An 18,225-nucleotide genomic window follows, 5' to 3' on the forward strand; every position below is an offset into this window, starting at 1 on the left:
CGGTCCAGAAATTACCGGCCCAGAAACTGCCGGTCGGGAAACCGCGGGCGCGGAAACGGCCGGGGCCATGCCGCAGGTGTCGCAGTACCCGTCCTCAAGCGTGCCGGGACAGTTCCGCTGGCATCTGGTCACCGGGCATCCCTCGCAGCGATCGTGGTTGACAGAGCCTCCTGGTACGCACCGACCGCGGCCCGTGCCACGGTCAGATCGCACGGCGCCTCGTAGAGCGCGGCCCGCGCCGCCTCGGCGAGCGGCGTCAGCACGGCGTCCTCGCCGAGCCCGCGCCGCAGCGCCTTCGCCCGGTACCCGTCGAGCCGCCCGCGCAGCTCGCCACGCTCGGCGAGCAGACCGGTGTTGTGTGCGGCCGCCGCCCGTAACGCGGCCAGCCGCTCGTTCGCCTGCCGGTTCCACTGGGCCAGCCTCGGCGCGATCAACGCCCACTGTCCGGCGGCGGCCAGCGCCTCGATCGCCGCGAGCTCGGTTTGTGGGTCGGTTACGCGTACCGCAGCGATTTTGGGCTCGGGAAAACGCCCGGCCGCGAGGTGCCGCGCAGCGTCCGCGGCCCGCAGGGCCGTGCCGATCTCGGCCGTGAGCGTTCGGGCGTCGCGCAACCGCTGTTCCAGCCAGGCGCGCAGCTCGGTCGCGGAGGTCCGTTCCGCGTCGGCGCGGGTGATCAGATCACGCACCCGGGCCAGGATCGCCGGATCGGCGCTGAGCGGATCGGAGGCGAGCGTGCCGGTGAAGGTACCGAGCAGGCGGTTCGCATCGTCGAGCAGCGGACCGGAACCGAGCGCCCGGGCGTGTGCCAGCGCGGCAGCGGCGTCGGCGGCGCCGGGCAGCAGCCGCCGCCACCGGTCACCGGCCTGGGAGACGACGTCGACCGCGGTGGCGAACGCGGACTCCATGGCGGCGAGCAGATCACCGGGGGAGCAGACCGTGCTGACCTGGCCGGCGCCGGTGAGACCGCGCTGCGCGAGTGGAACCGTGCTGGTGGAGAGCGTGATCGAACCACCGAGGATCAAGCGGGTGAACGCGGCGGCGTCGACCCGGCGGGCTCCGCGCAACGCCCGGGCCTCGGCGATCAGCTCACCGAGACGCCGATGACCCTGCCAGAGCTGTGCCAGCGCGTCCTCGGCGTCGGCCCAGGCGATCGCGGTCTGCCCGGTCAGCCGGGTGGCGCCGAGTTCCTTGCGGTCCGGGTTCTCGTCGAGCTCGACCAGGTTCGCCGCCATCGCCGCGACGGCGCTCTCCAGTCGCTCCAGCTCGATGTCGGCGCGGGTCAGTGCGGGATCGGTCATCGGTATCGCGCCGCCGGTGGCTGTGGGGCCGGGCCGAGGGCGCCCAGCCATTTCTCGTAGGTGGTCTTCCAGGTGCCGTCCCGGCGGCTCTGATCGAGGACCGCGTTGACGAACCGGGTGAGATCGGGGTGCTGTTTCGAGATGGCGACAGCGTACGGCTCCTCGGTGAACCGCGGGCCGACGACCTTGGCGAACGGGTCCTGGGCAGCGAGTCCGGCCAGGATCGTGTCGTCGGTCGAGATCGCCACGACCTCGTTCTGCTGGAACGCGACGAGGCACTCGCCCCAGCCGTTGCGGGCCGTCGCACCGGTTCCGGCTTTCTGCAGGTTGGCCAGCGACGTCGAGCCGACCGCTGCGCAGACCTTCTGATCCTTGAGGTCGTCCAGGCCGTCCACCGTGGAGTCCTCGGCGACGAGCAGCCGCTGCCCGGTCTCCAGGTACGTCGTGGAGAAGTCGACCTGCTCCCAGCGGGCGCAGTTCGCGGTCATCGTGTTGATCACCAGGTCGACCGTGTCGGCACCGTCGCTGAAGATCGTGGTGCGATCGGCGTGCGGGATCACCCGGATCTGCAGCTTGTTCTCGTCACCGAAGATGGCCTTGGCGATGAGCTTGCCCATGTCGATGTCGAAGCCCTCGACCTTCCCGCTGAACGGGTTGCGCGAGCTGAACAGCGGACTGTCCTGGCTGGTGCCGAGGACCAGCCGGCCTCGTTTCTGGATGGTCTCCAGGTAGCTCCTGGCCGGCATCTTCCCCGGTGCGGGAGTGGCGCCTGACGGCCGGAGGCTGGCGCGGGCGTCGCAGTTGACCGGCGCCGGCGCCGTGGTCTCCTTCGTCGTCTCCACCGGGACCGGAGCCGCCGTTTGCGGCGCGTCGTCCGTGCACCCGGCCAGGAGCAGGACCAGCGCCATCGCTCCCACTGTGATCCTGGTACGCATCAGCGGTACTCCTCCAGACGCGCACGCAGCCCGAGCGCGGCCAGTACGCACGCCGCCAGCACCAGCAGCGGCGCGAGAATCGTCAGCGCACCGAGGCCCCGCCCGGCCTGATGGATCTCCTCGTCGAAGACCGCCCGACGCCTGTCGAGGGCCTCGTCCAGCGTGCCGGTGAGCGCCGCGAACGCGTCGGTGGAATCCTGCCCGACCGCGAGTTTCACGGCGCCGTCGTAATCGCCGTTGTCGTCGAGCTCGCGGACCTGCTGGTGCAGCGCCAGGTAGGCGTCGTGCTGGGCACGCGCCTGCCGCATCAGCCCCGCTTCCTTGAGCAGCTCCGGGTCGTCGAACGTGAGCCGGGCCTGCGCCGCCGTGAAATCCTCCTCGTGCGGGCCGTCGCCGGCCCGGGCCGCGAGCGTCAGAGCCTCCGAGGCCCGCTCGCGCAGCGCGAGGATGCGCCGCTCGGCGAGCGCGGTCACCGGCACCGAACCGTCCTCGCCGGCGCTGCGCAGATGGTCGCGCTGCAACGCGAACAGCACGCCGGTCGCGGCCACCAGCAGCACGGTCAGGCCGGTCGCGGCCACCAGCGGCAGGTTGAAGGTCCGGCGCGTGGCGCGGCTCAGATAGACCTGGGTGGCGACGAGCGCGCTGGTCAGGGCGACCACCAGGACCAGGAGCAGGATCAGCCACCAGGAGCTGCGGGCGACCTCGTAACCCGCGTCGACCTCGCGGGAGGCGAACTGGAACAGCGACTGCGCGGTCGGCTGCAGCGTCTGCTGGTTGAGCTCGGAGGCGGTGGAGAGGTAGGACGCGCCGACCGGCAGTCCCTGCCGGTTGGCGGCGCGCGCGGTCGCGACCAGCGCGGCGTACCGGGTGGTCCCGGCCGCGAGGGCGTGCACCGCCTCTGCCGCCTCACTGCCCTCAGGGGTACGCCGTGACGCCGAGGTGAGGGCCGTGGTGACCTGTGCCAGCCGCTCTTCGTACCGTGCGGTGAGCGCGGCCGGCTCCAGCCCGCCGGCGAGGAACGCCTGCGCGGCGATGGTGTCCGCCTCGGCCAGCGAGGAGTAGATCGTCTCCGCCTCGGCGAGCAGCGGCTGAGCCCGATCGCGCAGGTCAGCGGTGCCGGCCGCGGCCGAGGTCGCGGTCAGCCCGGCGACCAGGCCGGTCAGCGCGCCGAGAACGAGCAGCAGAACGAGCAGCAGTTGCAGCCGGCCGGGAGAGGTGTGCCGCAACTGGCCGGCCCGGCGCAGCGCACCCCGGCCGCCAGGGACAGGGTGTTGCGCCAAGAGTGTGGTCAAGCGGGCCTCCGTGTCGTCCACCCTCCACTGTGAGACACCCGCGCAACCGATCAACGGTTGCGCGGGTGCCGTTTTCACATGTGTCTATTTGAGCTCGCGCTTGAGCAGCTTCCCGGTGGCGGTCATCGGCAGCGACTCGACGATGCTCACCACGCGCGGGTACTTGTAGCTCGCCATCTGCTCCTTGCTCCAGGCGACGATCTCGGCGTCGGTGGCCTGGGCGCCCGGCTTGAGGATCACAAACGCCTTGATCTCCTCGCCGTGGCTCGGGTGCGGCACGCCGATCACCGCGGCCAGCGAGATCGCCTCGTGGGTGAGCAGGACCTCCTCGATCTCCCGGGGGTACACGTTGAAGCCACCCCGGATGATCATGTCCTTGGCGCGGTCGACGATGTAGTAGAAGCCGTCCTTGTCGCGGCGGGCCAGGTCGCCGGAGCGGAACCAGCCGTTGTTCATCACCTCGGCGGTCGCCTCGGGGCGGTTGTAGTAGCCGCGCATGATGTTGTGGCCACGGATCGCGACCTCGCCGATCTCGTCGACGCCGTCGATCGTGTTCCACTCGCCGTCGATCAGCTTCACCTCGACACCCCAGATCGGGATGCCGATCGAGCCGGGCCGGGGCTCCGAGTTCGGATCGCTGAACGTGGCGACCGGCGACGTCTCGGACAGGCCGTAACCCTCGAGGATGGTGACGCCGAAGCGCTCCTTGACCGCCTTGATGATCTCGATCGGGAGGCTGGAGCCGCCGGAGACCGCGACCCGCATGTTCCGCGCGATCCGCTCGACGTCGACGTCGTCACCGAGGGCGTTGAGCAGGCCCCAGTACATCGTCGGGACGCCGGCGAAGAACGTCACGTTCTCGCTCTGCAGCAGCTGGACCGCGGCGTTCGGCTCGAAGCGGGGCAGCAGCACCAGGGTGGCGGCGGTGGCGAAGCCGGCGTTCATGTTCACCGTGCTGCCGAACGAGTGGAACAGCGGCAGCACCAGCAGATGCGTGTCGGTGGCCGGCTGGGTGCCGAAGAGCCGGTTGCAGGTGAGCGCGTTCAGCACCAGGTTCGAGTGGGAGAGCTCCGCGCCCTTGGCCTGCCCGGTCGTGCCGCTGGTGTAGAGGATCACCGCGGCGTCGGTCTCCGCGCGCTGGACCGTCTCGAAGGCGGGTGACTGCCCGGCCAGGGCCTGCCCGAGCGTCTCGGCGCCCTCGACGCTCGACGCGGCCGCCGGGTCGGCGGTGATCAGGAAGAAGTGCTCGGTGCCCTCGGTCTCGGTGAACCCGGCCCAGCCCTCGGCGCCCATCGGCAGCTCCGGCGTGCCCTGGAAACAGAGGTACGCCTTCGCCTCCGAGTCCTTCAGGTGGTACGCGATCTCGCGGCCCTTGAGCAGCACGTTCAGCGGGACGACGACCGCGCCGGCCTTGAGGATCCCGTAATAGACGATCGGGAAGTACGGCAGGTTGGGGCAGGAGAGCGCCACCTTGTCACCGGGTTGGATGCCCCGGGCGGTGAGCATCGCGGCGACCTGGCCGGCCGCTGCGTTCACCTGCGCGTACGTCAGCCGCGTCGGACCGAGCACCACGGCGGCACGGTCCGGGTAGAGGCGGGCGCTGTCCTCCAGGAGTACGGAGAGGTTGAGCATCCGGTGGATCCTTTGCATCAGATTGTGACGGCCGTCTCATACCAACATGGGGACGGCTGTCCGAGGAACCCTCCGTTTCGACTTTGTTTCCTTCCGCCTGTTTCTCAACTGTCGTCTGTTACTGCCGATGGCCTCGACGTGGGAATCCCGACGTTGGACGCCGTGCATGTGGGACGTCAGCCGATCTTCGATGCCAAAGGTGTCGTTGTGGCTTACGAGCTCCTCTTCCGCGGTCGCATGGACGCTGTCGCGTCGGGTAGGCAGGACACCTATGCCACCAGCACGGTGATGGTCAACGCCTTCACCGAGTTCGGTATCGCCGAGGTCGCCGGCAACCGCCCGTGCTTCATCAACCTGACCCGTGAGTTCGTGACCGGGCGGCTGCCCCTGCCGTTCGGCCCCGAGCAGGTTGTCCTGGAGATCCTGGAAACCGTCGAGATCGACGACGAGGTGATCGCCGGCATCACCGCCCTCGCCGAGGCCGGGTACCGGATCGCCCTCGACGACTTCGTCTGGGGCTCCGGCCACGAGCGGCTGCTCGGGCTGGCCTCGTACGTCAAACTCGACCTGCTCGACGGCGACCTGAGCGACCTCGACCGGATCGTCGGCGAGATCCGGCAGCACCCCGGCCTGAAGATCGTCGCCGAACGCCTGGAGACCGCCGAGCAGCTGGCGATCGCCGACCGGTACGGCATGGAGCTGCGCCAGGGATACGTCCTGAGCCGTCCCCAGGTGCTGAGCACCCCGAGCCTGTCGCCGTCCCGGCTGCGCCGCCTCGAACTCGTCGCCGCCCTGATGCACCCCGACGTACGCCTCGACAAGGTCACCACGATCATCGCGAGCGACCCGGCACTGGCCCTGCGGGTGCTGCGGGTCAGCAACTCGGTCGCGGCCGGCGTCGTCAGCCGGATCTCTTCGGTACGCCAGGCGATCATGCTGATCGGTCTCACCCACATCCGCCGCTGGGCGACGCTGATGGTGGTCGACGACGTCGGCGAGGCTCCGGAGGAGCAGCTGCTGACGGCGCTGACCCAGGCGCGGCTGTGCGAGACGGTGGCGCCGCGCTTCGGCGCCGACCCGGCCGAGGCGTTCGTGGCCGGCCTGATCAACGGCATGGCCCAGGTGATGGCGATGACCCCGGCCGCGATGGTCGAGCAGCTGCCGTTGACGGCGGAGGTGTCGGACGCGCTGACCACGGGCAGCGGGCGCCTCGGCGAGGTGCTGCGGGCGGTTCGTGCGTACGGGGAGGGTGACTGGGGCACGGACGACCTGGCCGGGCCGTTCCTGGACGCGATGCGCTGGTCGACGCGGACGTTGTCGGCGGCCCAGCGCTTCACCCCGGCGACGACGGCACCCTGAGTTCTTTTTCGCCCACGGAACCGCACGGAACCGACGGCAGGGACACCGAAGAACAAATATCTCAAAACAGCGCTTTTCTGTAATCCCGCCTGCAAAGATCAACTGCGGTCCTGGTGATCGGGTGCGGGGGGAGTGGCTGAAGTGCGTAGCGATGAGAACGGCGGGACGCCGGTCATCAGCCGAGGTGAGAATCCGGCGGCCCTGCCGGGTGCGCGCCGCGCCGGGGAGCCGCCGGTGCTCCTGACGCCGGCGCCGGCCCAGGCGCCGGTCATCCCGGGGAGCAGCGGGACGGCGCTGCCGCAGCGGTCCGTCCCGGGTACCGCCTGGATGGCGGGTCCGGCGACGCGCGCGGTGAATCCCAAGACCGCGCTGCTGCTGACCCCGGACCTGGAGGGTCGCGCTCACCACCTGCCGCTGGAGCTGGTCCGCCGGGACATCGCCGGTGATCACCCCGGTGTGCCGCTCATGCTGCGGATCCGGGTCCTCGGCGACGAGTCCGGCGACCCGGTCGTCGGTGCGGTCCTGGACATCCGGCACTGTGACGCGCTGGGGCGTACCCAGGTCCGCGGCGCGCAGATGACCGACCACCAGGGGTACGCGGAGTTCCGCACCGTGCATCCCGGATGGCTGCCGGACGAGCCGGTGCACATCGCGGCCGAGGTGCACGTCGGTGGATACCTGGCCGGTGGGCGGTCGATCGCCCACTCGGGCCGGCTCTACCTTCCGGAATCGCTGGCCGCCCAGGTGGCGCAGATGCCGCCGTACCGGAACATCCGCACCACCCGGGCCGTCGACGACGAGCACGCCAGCACCCTGCACGTGGTGCCGCGGGATCGGTTCCACCTGGCGTCCGGGCTGCTGGCGTCGATCGTCATCGCCGTACAGAACTGACGCGATCCCTCAGATCGAGGCGCTCCGAGCCGATCCCCTCTTCGTGCGTTTCGGAAGCGAGTCACCTCTCGCCGCGGTCATCGAGTGGCTGGGCCGTCTGCCCAGCCGCACGCTGACCGCTGTCTCGGTCGCGCTGGTCGGCGTGATGGGTGTCGCCGACTTCTGGACCAGCCGGGACGTCTCGGTGGCGGTCGCGTACGTCCTGCCGGTGTTCCTCGCGGCGGCCGCCGGCGGGCGGTCCAGTACCCGGGTGGCGGCGATCGCGACGCTGACCTGGACCGGGATCGAGGTGCTCACCAAGGTGGGCGAGCCGATCCCGCCGGGCATCGTGATCTGGAACCTGCTCGCCAGGTTCGCGGTCCTGTGGATCGTCGGCGCACTCGGCAGCCATCTCGCGGAGAAGCTCGCCGAGGCCACCGACCTGTCCCGCACCGACGCGCTGACGTCGCTGCCGAACGCCCGGTCGTTCCGCGAGTCGGCGGACGAGGAGATCGAGCGGATGCGGCAGACCGGCACCCCGCTGACAGCGGCGTACCTGGATGTCGACGGCTTCAAGGCGATGAACGACACGAACGGCCACGCGGCCGGCGACCAGGTGCTGATCACGGTGGCCCGGGTCCTGGAATCGTCGATCGGCGAGCACGGGCGGGTGGCACGGCTGGGCGGCGACGAGTTCGCGGTGCTGCTGCCGGGCACCGGGCTGGACGAGGCGCTGGGCCGCCTCGGCTGGCTGCACCACAACCTGCTGGACGCGACCCGCCAGTGCTCCCCGCCGCTGGGCTTCAGCATCGGCGCCGTCACCTTCGACGCGCCCCCGCACGACGCCGCCGACCTGGTCGAACGAGCCGACCGCGTGATGTACGCGGTGAAACACCACGCCCGCAACACCGTCCGCGGCGAGCGTGCCCAGCTAGCCGCGCAAGTAGGCTAGAACGGCCCGGACCCGGCGGTGGTCGTCGGCGTCGGGTGGCAGGTCCAGCTTGGCGAGCAGGCTGCCGATGTGTTTCGCGACGGCCGCCTCGGTGACCACGAGCGCACGGGCGATCGCCGCGTTGGACCGGCCCTCGGCCATCAGCGCGAGCACCTCCCGTTCCCGCCCGGTCAGCCGGTGCAGCGGGTCACGGCGCCGCCCGAGCAGCTGGCGCACCACCTCCGGATCGACGACGGTCCGCCCGGCCGCGACCGCGGACAGCGCGTCGACGAACTCGGTGACCTCCCCGATCCGATCCTTGAGCAGGTAACCGACGCCGGCGCTGTGCCCGGAGTCGAGCAGCTCGGCGGCGTAGGTCTGCTCGACGTACTGACTGAGCACCAGCACCGGCAGGTCCGGATCGGCGGCGCGCAGGTCGATCGCCGCCTGCAGCCCTTCGTCACTGAACCCCGGCGGCATCCGTACATCGGTGACGACGATGTCCGGCCGGTGCTCACCGACCGCCGCTCGCAGCTCATCGGCGTCACCGACAGCCGCGACGACCTCGTGCCCGAACCGCCGCAGCATCCCGGCGACACCCTCCCGCACGATCAGCCCGTCCTCCGCGATGACCACCCGCAGTCCGGTACCGGCCGCTCCTCGCCGGACAGCACCGGGATCTCCGTTCACGATCGCTCCTCGCCGGACAGCACCGGGATCTCCGCCCGGAGCACGGTCGGGCCGCCCGGTGGGCTGGAGACGGTCACCGTGCCGTCGAGCACGGCCGCCCGGTCGGCCAGCCCGACCAGACCGGAGCCGGCGGACGGGTCGGCGCCGCCGCGGCCGTCGTCGCGTACCTCAAGAAGGAGCCTGCCGCCCACCAACCTGGCGGCGACCGCGGCGCGTGAGGCGCCGCTGTGTTTCGCGATGTTGGTGAGCGCCTCCACCGTGACGAAATAGGCGGTGACCTCCACGGCCGGAGGCAGCCGGCCGGGCAGGTCGAAATCCAGGTCGACCGGGAGCGGAGCGGTCGAGGCCACCTCGCCGACCGCGGCGGCCAACCCGCGGCCGGTGAGCACCTGCGGGTGCACGCCCCTGATCAGCTCGCGCAGCTCGGTGAGCGCCTGCTTGGCCAGCTCGTGAGCGGCGGCGATCGGCTCGGCGGCGGGCGAGCCGGCCGGCAGCTCCAGACGGGCCAGGCCGAGCTGCATGCTGAGCGCGACGAGCCGCTGCTGGGCGCCGTCGTGCAGGTCACGCTCGATGCGGCGGCGCTCCACCTCGAACGCGTCGACGAGCCGGGCCCGGGACCGGGTGACCTCGACGAGCCGCTCGTCGGTGCGCGGGGCGAGCATGGCGCGGGCCATCGCGGCGCGGGCGCCGGCCCAGGCGGTGATCGGGTACGCCAGGACGACGGTCAGTGGCACTCCCAGCATCGCCAGCGGCAACGTGTTGCTGAGCGGCTCGTCGTCGATGAACCAGGGAGCGCCGAGCAGGGCGATGATCGTGTAGCCGACCCCGCCGATGACCAGCGCGTCCATCCAGCACAGCAGGCCGGCGGAGAGCGCGGCGTAGCCCAGCTCGCGCCACGTCACCTCCTCACGCAGCCGTACCCGTACCCACGCGCGCACCCCGGGTGTCGTCACCGGTACGTGCGGGTCGGGCAGGTCCGCGACGTCGACGAGCCGGAGCCGCCGGCGTTCCAGCCGGGCCACCACGATCCCGGAGAGCACCACGGCGACGAACCCGGCGAAGCCCACCACCAGCACCGACAGCAGCGTTCCGGCGATCAGCAGGGCGACCACGGCGACGACGGTGGCCCAGCCGATCAGGGCGCCGCAGAGCAGATAGGCCAGCGAGCGCCACGGCCACGGCGACCGCAGGAACACGGTCGGCCGTAGCGACAGGGCCTCGAGGGCGTTGTGGACCGCCATGCCCTGGACCGTACCGAGAGCCTCCGGCAATGTCGGTAGTGCTGGGTATACCTTCGATCCTCGCTCCTGCGTGACTGTTTTCGGCGGCCCGCACGGCAAGGCTCGAAGTCATGACGACGAAGAGCACCCACGCTGTCGAACTCAGGGCGGTGACCAGGCGGTACGGCGCCGGCGAGCGCGCCGTGACCGCTCTGGACGCGATCGACGCGACGTTCGCGGCCGGCACGTTCACCGCGGTGATGGGCCCGTCCGGCTCCGGCAAGTCCACACTCCTGCACTGCGCCGCCGGCCTGGACCGGGTCACCGCCGGCGACGTTCTCATCGACGGGACTCCCGTCGCGGGCCTCGGCGAACGAGCGCTCACCCGGCTGCGGCGCGACCGGGTAGGTTTCGTGTTCCAGGCGTTCAACCTGGTCCCGGCGCTGACCGCGGCGCAGAACGTGGCGCTGCCGATGCGCCTGGCCGGCCGCCGCCCGGCCGCCGGCGAGGTGACCGCGGCGCTCGCCGAGGTCGGCCTGTCCGGCCGGGCCGGGCACCGTCCGGCCGAGCTCTCCGGCGGCCAGCAGCAGCGGGTCGCGATCGCCCGCGCGCTGGTCACCCGCCCGGCGGTGCTCTTCGCCGACGAGCCGACCGGCGCGCTCGACGCGACGTCCGGCGCCGAGGTGCTGCGCCTGCTGCGCGACGCGGTGGACCGGCACGGCCGGACCGTGGTGATGGTGACCCACGACCCCTACGCGGCGGCCCACGCCGACCGGGTTCTCTTCCTCGCCGACGGCCGGGTGGTCGACGCGCTGAGCGGCCCGGCTGACGCCGAACACATCGCCGTCCGCACCGCGCGCCTGGAAGCAGCGCGCGCGACCGGCGCCGCAGGCGACGCGACCAGCTCCGGAGGCCGTGCGACCGGCGATGCCGGCCGCTCGACCAGCGACAACGACAGCGCGGTGACCCGGTGAGCGCGGCCTGGGCGATGGTCCGGCATCGATTCGCGAGCTTCGCCGGGACCTTCGTCGCGGTCGCCCTCGGCGTCGCCGTCCTGGCCGCCTCGGCCACCCTGCAGCTCAGCTCGAAACCGCAGGCACCGGCACGATACGACGCCGCGCCGCTGCTGGTGCTGCCGCCCGAGACGGGCACGAACGATTACGGCGAGCCGGAACGCCCGAACTGGACCCCGTCCGAGGCCACCGACCTGGCCGGCAAGCTCACGTCGCTGCCCGGCGTCACAGCGGCCGTCCCCGACCCGTCGTTCTACATCCAGCGGCTGATCGATGGAAAGGCGACCGGCGACCCCCAGGCGTCCCGGATCAACGGTCACGCTTGGTCATCGGCAGCCCTCGGTGGATATCAGCTGGCCGCCGGTCGCCCGCCGACGAAAGCCGGTGAGGTCGCGGCCGCCGGAACCACACCCGGCGAGCGGATCGAGGTGCTCACCGCCCGTGGACCGGAGACCTGGACGGTCACCGGGACAGTGATCGACAACGGACATCACGCCGGCTTTTTCGTCGCGGATTCGGTGGCGTTCGCGCGTGCTTCGGGCGTACCCCTGATCGGTCTGACCCTGACCGGCGACGACGGGTGGGTGGCGGCAGCGGCGCGAGCGCTGATCGGGCCGGCCGGTGTGGTTCTGGCCGGCGCCGACCGTGATCAGCTGGAGCCCGGCAGCGTCAGCCGGATCCGCTGGATCGGCGCACAGTTGCTGATTGTGCTGGTGGCGCTCGGTGCTTTCGCGACGGTCTTCGTGGTGTCGTCGACGTGTGCGCTCAGCGCCGCCCAGCGGCGACGCGAGCTGGGACTGCTGCGCGCGGTCGGCGCGACTCCCGGCCAGGTGCGCCGGATGATGTACGCCGAGACAACCCTGATCGCCCTCTTCGCCGGTGTCATCGGCGCTCCGATCGGTGCCCTGTTCGCACCGCTGCTGGCCGACCCGATGGTCGAAACCGGTCTGGAACCGCCCGGCTTCGCAGCGACCTGGCAGCCCTTGGCTCTGGCCGGAGCCGTGCTGGTAGGCCTGTTCGCCGCCCTGGCCGGTGTGGTGGTCGCGGCCCGCCGAGCCTCCCGAATCTCCCCGCTCGACGCCCTGCGCGAGTCCGCCGCCGACCCCCGCCCGATGCCGCCATCACGCTGGGTAACGGGCATCGCGAGCGCGGCGGCCGGCGGAGCACTCCTCGCCGTGATGCCGTCCCTGTCGAACGCGTCGAAGACCACCGCCGGCCTGGGCGCCGCCATGCTCCTGATCACCGCGGCCGCGCTGCTGTCCCCGGTGCTGATCGTCCCGATCGTGCGCCTGCTCGCCGCGCCCTGGAGGAACTCGGCAACCGGGATGCTGGTCCGCGAGGGAACGCTCACCGGTGTCCGCCGGGTCGCCTCGACAGCCGCGCCGGTCCTCGCGACAGTGGGCCTGACCGTCCTGCTCACCGGCATGATCGCGACGATCGAGGTGGCATCCGGCATCGACGAGGCCGCGGAGTACCCGGTCGCGAACCTCCTGGTCCCCCTGAACACGCCGGGCCTGTCCGAGGCCGCGGTCGCGACCCAGAGCGGCACCTCCCGCTTACCGACGCGCGTCCAGGTCACCGTCCCGACAACGACCAGAGGGTACGACGGAGCAGGCCTCACCGGGCCCGAGTCTTCTCCGGTCGGGCCGGCGGGCGGCGTGGGGGAGCGTCCGGGAAGCGAAGCCGGGGCGGGCGCGGTGCTGCACGCTGACACCGCCGGCGAGCTCGGGGTCGCGGCGGGCGCCACGATCGCGCTGCGGTTCGCCGACGGCACCCGCGCCGAGCTGCCGGTTCTCGCCGTCGACCCGAACGCCGAAGCGCCCATCGTGCTCCCGCGTGCCCTGGTCCGCGCCCACGACCCGGACGCGCTCACCGACATGGTCGTCCTGAACGGCCCGGCCACCGAGGCAGCCGGCGCGGAGTCCCTGCCGGTAGCCACCTATGTCCAGCGGGAAGTAGACGACGAAGGCCGGCTGGTCGACCTGTTCCTGTGGGCGATGATCAGCCTGAGCGCGGGCTACACCGGCATCGCGGTCGGCAACACCCTGCTCATGGCGGTAGCCGCCCGCCGAGCCGAGCTGCGAGTGCTACGACTGGCCGGCGCCACCCGCCGCCAGATCCTGGGAGTCCTCGCCGCGGAGTCCCTGCTCGCGGTAGGCGTAGGCGCCGTACTAGGCGCGGCTGTAGCGGCGATCTCCCTGCTAGGCATCCGAGCGGCGGTGGAGTCCGAGCTGGGCCAAGCCGTCACCCTGGTGATCCCCTGGACCGCCGCCGCAGCGGTAACCACAGGCTGCGCCCTGATAGCCCTCGTAGCCGCAGCAGTCCCCACCCTGCACCGCCCCACCGGGCCTTGATTCCCGTCCGCCACCGCCCCGACGCAGGCTGATCCCACGGCGCAGAGCACCTAGTCGCCGTCACGGCCCCACCGCACCGAGATCTTGGCAAGTTTCGCCCACCTGTGGACCAGAGCTTGCCAAGGTCGCAGATGGGGCGGAGCCGCCGTGTCCACAGGCCACAGATCTTGTGCGGTTGGGCCGTTCCGCCGACCACAAACTCACAGGTTGACGTCCCCGCCACCCGCCACGCGAGAACGTGGCACCGCCTGGCGTCGACGCCGTGACCACGCACCGGATGGCACCGGCGAACGGGGCGCCCCACCACGAGATCTTGAGCGATTCTCCACGCCCGGCTGTACAGAATCACTCAAGATCCGGAGGGGGCCGCCCGGGCGGACGGGATCGTGCGGGCCGGCGTCGAGCCTCCCGCCCCCGCGACGCCAAGATCTCCGAGTGCGAACTGCTCCCGAACTCGACACGCTCGGGCGGCGTCCAGCACGCGTGTTGAGTTCGGGCGCGGATGGCGCCCCCATTTCGACACCGGCGGACGACTTCCGGCGCGCGTGTCGAACTGCGGCCCGCCGCACTGCGCCCACGTCGACCGGAACCCGCCAAGATCTGAGCGGGAGGGCTAACCCGCTGCCCTTAGGTGGGTCAGCACCAGCGGATCGATCGACCCTTTCACCACCCGCATCTCCAGGTTCTCGACGCCGGCCCACGACGCGAGCTCCTCCTCCAACTCCTCACCGCCGAACCCCGCCGCCGCCAGCAGCGCCCGTACCTCCTCCGCCACCGGCCCCGTCAAAGCGATCAGCGACGACGGCTCAGGGCTCTCGAAGTACAGACTGTGCATGGTCAGCAGCCGACCCAGCTCCGCCACCGGATCCACGTGGTCGTCCACGCGCAGATCCACCCAGACATCGCTCGTTCCGCCGTACCCACGCCCGGGAGAAACCACCAGCAAAGCCGCACTCTGCCGCCCACGGCGATCACCGCCTGCCTGATCGCCGGCGCGCAGCGCGGCGAGCAACCGATAGGGCAGCGCGCCGCTGGAGCCGAGCCACGTCTGCTCCATGCCGGCGATCACCGAGGGTCCGGCGAGCATGTTGCCCTGCGCGGCATATCCGTCGCCGGCGGCGCCGCCGGCCCAGTCGTGGCAGTCCGCGCCGGTGAACGTCGCGCCCGGCCCGGTCATCCCGACGATCCCGGCCTGGCGGTGTGAGACCGGCCCGTCGTCGGCCGCGATCAGCCCGGCAAGCGCAGCGGAAGCGGACACCCCGGTGCCGAGCAGAGCGAGCGCCTGTGGGCGATACGCCAGGTTCGCATATGACTGCGTGGCGACCGCGCCGACATCAGCCAGGGCTGCCGGGACGGCTGCGCCCACGCCGAGGAACTTGCTGGCCACGGCCACTCCGACGGCCTTGCCGTCGTCCGAGCGGCCCACGATCGAGAATGTCATGGCCGCACGGTATCTGCCGGAAACACTCCGGGCGCAGACTGCGGCCATGGAGTGGTTACCCGTCGCCGAGGCTTCCCAGGTGGGCACTCGCCCGCTCGCTGTGACCGCTGCCGGCATCCCCTTGGTGATCTTCCGGCCGACGCCGGACGCCGATCCGGTCGTCTTCGCCGATCGCTGCCCGCACCGGCTCATGCCGTTGTCCGCCGGCACGGTCGAGGACGGGCGGTTGCGGTGCGCGTACCACGGCTGGGAGTTCGACGGCTCCGGCGCCTGTGTCACGGTGCCGTCGCAGGATAGCGGCCCGCCGCCGCGCGCCAGCCTTCCCGCAGGACCACACATCAAGATCAAGAGCGGTCTTGTGTACGTGGCCGCGAACGAACTGCCTTCCCCGGACCCGACGGAGCTGCTGACCAACGAGGACCCCGCGTTGCTGCGTGCCTGGCACCCGGTGGGACTTGTCAGCGAAAATCCGGAAAAAGTGCGGCTGATGGGACGGGACTACGTCGTCGCCGACGAACGTACCCAAGAGCGCTGGGGCATGATCTGGCTCGCGCCGGAAGAACCGCGCACGTCGCTCTTCGAGGACCCCGACCTCGACGACCAGAACTACGTCGGCGCCTGGCTGCCGCCGGCCCGCACCCCGGTCTCAGCCGGCATCGTGGCCGACAACTTCCTCGACGTCGCCCACTTCCCGTTCGTGCACGAGAAGACGTTCGGCGCGGCCGAGGAGACCGTCGTCGAGAAGTACGACGTCATCGCCGAGCCGTACGGCTGCCGCAGCATCCAGGACCAGTGGTTCGACAACCCGGAGGACCCGGGTGTGATCGCCGGCCTGCGCCCGGTGCGGCAGCGGCGCCGGGCCACGTACGTCTACCGCGCACCCTTCCAGCTGATGCTCCGCCTGGAGGAGCTGGACGCCGGTGCCGTGAAGACGATCCTCTTCTTCGCCCAGCCGGAGTCCGCGACGAGCACCCGCATCTATACGAAGATGCTGTTCCACGGCATCGGCGGTGTGCCAGATCCATCGGCGGACGTGGTGGCCCGCGAGGTCGCGTTCGAGGAGGCGGTCCTCGAGGAGGACCTGGAGTTGCAGTACCGGATGCGGGTTCCGGGCTTGCCTTTGCGAATGCGCGATGAGCTGCACGTACGCGCGGATCTTCTCGGAGTGAGTTTGCGCAGGGTGCTCGCCGAGTTCAAGACTGCGGGGTAGAGCCACCGGTCGCGCCCGTTCCCCGCAGGGGCGCGCCCGGTTTCCCGGACCGCTCTGGCCGGAGCGCGGTCCACGGCCGAAGGGTCGCTTTCCGCCCGAAGCGTCCCCGGCCGGCGACGCTGCGGGCGGGAACGGTCGTTGCCGCGACCCCGCCCGCAGCGTCGCACTACCCTCAGCGGCCCAGTCGCCGGTAGCGATGCACCGCGAGGGGCGCGAAGATCGTGATCAGCACGAGCGGCCAGACCACCGCGAGCAGCATCGAGTGCTGCGTCGCCCACGAGTCGCCGGTCAGCCCCGGGTTGCCGAAGAGCTCGCGGATCGCCGCCGTGGTCGCCGAGATCGGGTTCCAGGCCGCGACGGTGCCGAGCCAGCCCGGCATCAGCTCCGGCGAGACGAAGGTGTTCGACACGGCGCTCAGCGGGAACGCCAGCGGGAACACGATCGTCGCCACCGTGTCCGCGTTCGGCGCGACCAGCCCGAGGTACATCCCGACCCAGCTCAGCGCGAGCCGCAGCAACAGCAGCAGGCCGAGCGCGGCCATGAAGTTGCCGATACCCCGGTGCCAGTCCCAGCCGACGAGCAGACCGCAGATCACCAGCACCGTGATCTCGAGCAGCGCACGTGCCTGGTCGGCCACCGCACGCCCGGTCATCAGCGCTGACCGGGCCATCGGCATCGACCGGAACCGGTCCACCACACCGCGGCCCGCGTCGGTGGCGATGCCGGTCGCGGTGGCGCCGATCCCGTACAGCATGGTCATCACGAACACGCCGGGCAGCAGGAACTCCCGGTACCCGCCGCCGCCCGGCACCTGCATGCCGCTGCCGAAGACGTAGCCGAACACCAGCACGAACATGATCGGCAGGCTGAAGTAGATGACGATCTCCTCCGGCGCGCGCACCACGTGCCGCAGGTACCGTCCGGTCATCACCCACCCATCCGCGACGGCGCGGCCTTTGTGGCTGGTCGCGCTCACTTCGTGGGTACGCGTCGGAGCGAGGGTGGTCATCGGGTTGCCCCTGTCAGCTGGAGGAACACTTCGTCCAAGGTGGGCCGGTGCAACCCGGCGTCGGCCACGGTGATTCCGGCGTCCTGCAATGCGCGTACCGTCGCAATGAGCGAACCGACCCGGTCGGTGACCGGTACGCGCAGCCGGCGCAGCTCGGTGTCGACGCCCGGAGCCGCACCGGTGAGCCGGGCCACGACGGAGGCCGCGTCGCCGAGCCGGCCGGCGTCCTCGACGACGATCTCGAGACGGTCGGCGCCGATCGTCGCCTTCAGTTGTTCCGGGGTGCCCTCGGCGACCACGGTCCCGGCGTCCACCACCGCGATCCGGGCGGCGAGCTGATCGGCCTCGTCCAGGTACTGCGTGGTGAGCAGCACCGTCGTGCCGTCCGAGACCAGGGCGCGGACCGCGTCCCACACCTGGTTGCGGCTGCGCGGGTCGAGCCCGGTCGTCGGCTCGTCGAGGAAGAGCACCCGCGGCCGGCGGATCATGCTGGCCGCCAGGTCGAGGCGGCGGCGCATGCCACCGGAGTAATCCTTGGCGGACCGCCCTTTGGCGTCGACGAGGCCGAACTGTTCGAGCAGCTCGTCCGCCCGCCGCTTCGCATCCCGGGCACTGAGGTGTTGCAGACGTCCGAAAAGGACCAGGTTCTGCCGCCCGCTGAGGATCTCGTCGACGGCGGCGTACTGCCCGGTCATCGCGATCCGGTCCCGGACCAGGCCGGGCTGGGTACGCACGTCGGCGCCGGCCACCTCCGCCCGGCCGGCGTCGAACCGCAGCAGCGTGGCGAGCACCCGCACCGCCGTGGTCTTGCCGGCGCCGTTCGGCCCGAGGAGTCCGTAGACCCCGCCGGCCGGGGCGTGCAGATCGAAGTCGTCGAGCGCGGTGACCCCGCCTTTGTAGCGCTTGAGCAGCCCTTCGGCCACAACCGCATATGTCATGCCGCTACCCTGCGACCCCCCACTGACCACCGG

The 18,225-nt window shown here is 71.3% G+C and carries 15 protein-coding genes; 6 read left to right on the top strand and 9 right to left on the bottom strand.

The genetic code is table 11. The features are described 5' to 3' along the window. Window positions 1-128 precede the first annotated feature (128 nt). The 4 genes from B0I29_RS06505 to B0I29_RS06520 form a co-directional block, all read right to left on the bottom strand. Window positions 129-1,298, bottom strand: a complete 1,170-nt coding sequence (locus B0I29_RS06505; protein WP_111648048.1) for a hypothetical protein — start codon at window positions 1,296-1,298, stop codon at window positions 129-131. Beyond that, window positions 1,295-2,233, bottom strand: coding sequence for a glutamate ABC transporter substrate-binding protein (locus B0I29_RS06510; RefSeq protein ID WP_181557712.1), 939 nt, complete (start codon window positions 2,231-2,233; stop codon window positions 1,295-1,297). Before B0I29_RS06510 ends, B0I29_RS06505 begins: the two co-directional genes overlap by 4 nt. Beyond that, window positions 2,233-3,525: an MCP four helix bundle domain-containing protein gene (locus B0I29_RS06515; RefSeq protein WP_111648049.1), complete on the bottom strand. Its 1,293-nt coding sequence runs from the start codon at window positions 3,523-3,525 to the stop codon at window positions 2,233-2,235. Before B0I29_RS06515 ends, B0I29_RS06510 begins: the two co-directional genes overlap by 1 nt. 84 nt (window positions 3,526-3,609) lie before the next feature. Then, window positions 3,610-5,157: a long-chain-fatty-acid--CoA ligase gene (locus B0I29_RS06520; RefSeq protein ID WP_111647906.1), complete on the bottom strand. Its 1,548-nt coding sequence runs from the start codon at window positions 5,155-5,157 to the stop codon at window positions 3,610-3,612. Window positions 5,158-5,364: 207 nt separating this feature from the next. On the opposite strand from B0I29_RS06520, the gene B0I29_RS06525 reads away from it, so the two are divergent. The 3 genes from B0I29_RS06525 (at window position 5,365) to B0I29_RS06535 (ending at window position 8,338) form a co-directional block, all read left to right on the top strand. Further along, window positions 5,365-6,516 (top strand): HDOD domain-containing protein, encoded by a 1,152-nt coding sequence (locus B0I29_RS06525; protein ID WP_245972275.1) that lies wholly within the window; start codon window positions 5,365-5,367, stop codon window positions 6,514-6,516. A gap of 141 nt (window positions 6,517-6,657) precedes the next feature. Further along, window positions 6,658-7,407 (top strand): peptidase associated/transthyretin-like domain-containing protein, encoded by a 750-nt coding sequence (locus tag B0I29_RS06530; RefSeq protein WP_111647908.1) that lies wholly within the window; start codon window positions 6,658-6,660, stop codon window positions 7,405-7,407. A 43-nt stretch (window positions 7,408-7,450) separates the two neighbouring features. Next, entirely contained in the window at window positions 7,451-8,338 is an 888-nt protein-coding gene (locus B0I29_RS06535; protein WP_111647909.1) for a GGDEF domain-containing protein, read from the top strand. On the opposite strand, the gene B0I29_RS06540 is transcribed toward B0I29_RS06535, so the two are convergent. Both B0I29_RS06540 and B0I29_RS06545 read right to left on the bottom strand, forming a co-directional pair. Then, window positions 8,318-9,007, bottom strand: a complete 690-nt coding sequence (locus B0I29_RS06540) for a response regulator transcription factor (RefSeq protein WP_281270871.1) — start codon at window positions 9,005-9,007, stop codon at window positions 8,318-8,320. The genes B0I29_RS06535 and B0I29_RS06540 overlap by 21 nt on opposite strands. After that, a complete protein-coding gene (locus B0I29_RS06545) occupies window positions 9,004-10,248 on the bottom strand; it encodes a sensor histidine kinase (protein ID WP_111648051.1) in 1,245 nt (414 codons plus the stop codon). The genes B0I29_RS06540 and B0I29_RS06545 overlap by 4 nt, the downstream gene beginning before the upstream one ends. A 110-nt stretch (window positions 10,249-10,358) precedes the next feature. Between B0I29_RS06545 and B0I29_RS06550 the strand changes: the two genes are divergently transcribed. Both B0I29_RS06550 and B0I29_RS06555 read left to right on the top strand, forming a co-directional pair. Then, complete coding sequence (locus tag B0I29_RS06550) at window positions 10,359-11,201, top strand: ABC transporter ATP-binding protein (protein WP_245972276.1); 843 nt, start codon at window positions 10,359-10,361, stop codon at window positions 11,199-11,201. After that, window positions 11,198-13,594, top strand: coding sequence for an ABC transporter permease (locus B0I29_RS06555; protein WP_111647910.1), 2,397 nt, complete (start codon window positions 11,198-11,200; stop codon window positions 13,592-13,594). Before B0I29_RS06550 ends, B0I29_RS06555 begins: the two co-directional genes overlap by 4 nt. Window positions 13,595-14,207: 613 nt before the next feature. Here B0I29_RS06555 and B0I29_RS06560 read toward each other — a convergent pair. Beyond that, the gene (locus B0I29_RS06560; protein ID WP_375790607.1) at window positions 14,208-15,083 is read right to left on the bottom strand and encodes a DUF1028 domain-containing protein; all 876 of its coding nucleotides are present in this window, start codon (window positions 15,081-15,083) and stop codon (window positions 14,208-14,210) included. On the opposite strand from B0I29_RS06560, the gene B0I29_RS06565 reads away from it, so the two are divergent. Beyond that, window positions 15,082-16,245 carry a Rieske 2Fe-2S domain-containing protein gene (locus B0I29_RS06565; protein WP_111648052.1) on the top strand — a complete coding sequence of 388 codons (1,164 nt, stop codon included), beginning with the start codon at window positions 15,082-15,084 and terminating at the stop codon, window positions 16,243-16,245. The genes B0I29_RS06560 and B0I29_RS06565 overlap by 2 nt on opposite strands. Window positions 16,246-16,417: 172 nt before the next feature. Here B0I29_RS06565 and B0I29_RS06570 read toward each other — a convergent pair whose 3' ends face one another. Continuing rightward, on the bottom strand, window positions 16,418-17,254 hold the full coding sequence (locus B0I29_RS06570) for an ABC transporter permease (protein WP_111647912.1): 837 nt from the start codon (window positions 17,252-17,254) through the stop codon (window positions 16,418-16,420). Then, window positions 17,251-18,192, bottom strand: coding sequence for an ATP-binding cassette domain-containing protein (locus B0I29_RS06575; protein ID WP_111647913.1), 942 nt, complete (start codon window positions 18,190-18,192; stop codon window positions 17,251-17,253). Before B0I29_RS06575 ends, B0I29_RS06570 begins: the two co-directional genes overlap by 4 nt. Window positions 18,193-18,225: the final 33 nt, after the last annotated feature.

The organism is Actinoplanes lutulentus (assembly GCF_003259845.1).
In the GTDB taxonomy this organism is placed as follows: Bacteria; Actinomycetota; Actinomycetes; order Mycobacteriales; family Micromonosporaceae; genus Actinoplanes; species Actinoplanes lutulentus.